This is a genomic window from Microcystis sp. M53602_WE12 (assembly GCF_030065455.1).
Taxonomy (GTDB): Bacteria; Cyanobacteriota; Cyanobacteriia; order Cyanobacteriales; family Microcystaceae; genus Microcystis; species Microcystis aeruginosa.
Map to the genome: position 1 here is coordinate 1 of NZ_JASJFB010000685.1, position 1,346 is coordinate 1,346.

A 1,346-nucleotide genomic window follows, 5' to 3' on the forward strand; every position below is an offset into this window, starting at 1 on the left:
ACTGGACTAACGCCAAAGCGTCTTTAATTGCTTTGTCTTTACGTTGTCTTGATACTTTAAGATGAAGCCTAGCTACTTTTATCCGTTGCTTGTGATAGTTTTTAGACTGTTTGTTTCCTTGAGGAAACTTTTTGTATAATCGTCGTTGTCCTTTTTTCAGTCGTTTTTCTGACTTTCTTAAATAACGTGGATTCTCTACATTATTGCCTTGAGCATCGGTATAAAATTCCTTTAACCCTAAGTCAATTCCTGTTATTTGTCGCGTTGGTTTACCGTCAGCACGTCTAACAACTCTTACCCGTTTAATCTGTTGCTCTGAATAATAAAATAATGTCTTTTGACTACACCATAAATCAAATTCTCCTGCTTGAAAACCATCAGTAAATCTGATTTTACGTCGATCATCAGATAGTTGGTAGCCTGTTAATTTATACTCAAAGGAACGGTTATGCTTTTTGAACCGAGGAAACCACTTTTCCCCTGGTATCTTAGCATGACAATTCTGATAAAACTTATTAATTGATTGCCAGGCTCTATCAGCAGCCGATTGACGAGCTTGTGAGTTTAATTTATTAACATAAGGTGTTTCTTTATTATTAGCTAGTACCGCACAAAGTTTTTGGAGATCATTGCGGGTTGTCCCTTGATTTGACCCCCAATAACGAACACAAGAATTACGCACAAACTGAGAAGTTATGATAGCTTCATCGAGCCGGTGATATTGCTCTGGTGTTCCGTTTTTTAGCTTTGCTTCTACGACTAGCATCTAACAATCCTCGACCCTTGGCTAAGTTAGGTATAACACAGTTTACCCACAGATGGTGGAATTAAACCGATGCTCCGCGGTTGATATTCTGGTCTGATTTCATCCCCCGCAAAGCTGAGTATCTTCTCGAAAAATGTAGCGGGGGCATTCATCCGACATTTTAGGTAAAGGTCGCCCTTGGTGTCCCGATCCCCCATCGGGATTTTTTCAATTTGCTCGATTACCGTCGCCAGCAGCGCCGGAGACGCGATGAGAAACACCGCATTCTTCATGTGTTTAGCGTAGGTGCTACCCTTGCAGAATTGCCCCAGATCTTTGATAAAGGGAAACGCTTCATCCCGGACAATCTGGAGCATTGTCTCCGCATCATCGATATTTTTGAAGTGCGACCAACGGATATGCTGTTGGCTGGCGGTAAAGGTGGTATTTTCGAGTTTTTCGCCTAATCGTTGGGCTTTACGCTCCTTAGCTAGTTCTAGGTCATCTAGGCGCTTGATGAAGAGTAAATAGGAAATCTGCTCGATTACCGAAAGCGGGTTACTAATGCCGTTATTCCAGAAGGTTGTCCAAAGTTTATCTA

At 41.6% G+C, this 1,346-nt stretch carries 1 protein-coding gene and 1 pseudogene; both read right to left on the reverse strand.

Features of this window, described 5'->3' with window-relative positions; translation table 11 throughout:
- On the reverse strand, nt 1–766 hold a 766-nt coding region (locus PX482_RS21380; protein WP_288122992.1), incomplete at its 3' end, for an RNA-guided endonuclease InsQ/TnpB family protein.
- Between the two features lie 269 nt (nt 767–1,035).
- Nucleotides 1,036–1,311 (reverse strand): annotated as a pseudogene (locus PX482_RS27860) (type I restriction-modification system subunit M N-terminal domain-containing protein); the annotation flags it as partial.
- Between the last annotated feature and the right edge of the window lie 35 nt (nt 1,312–1,346).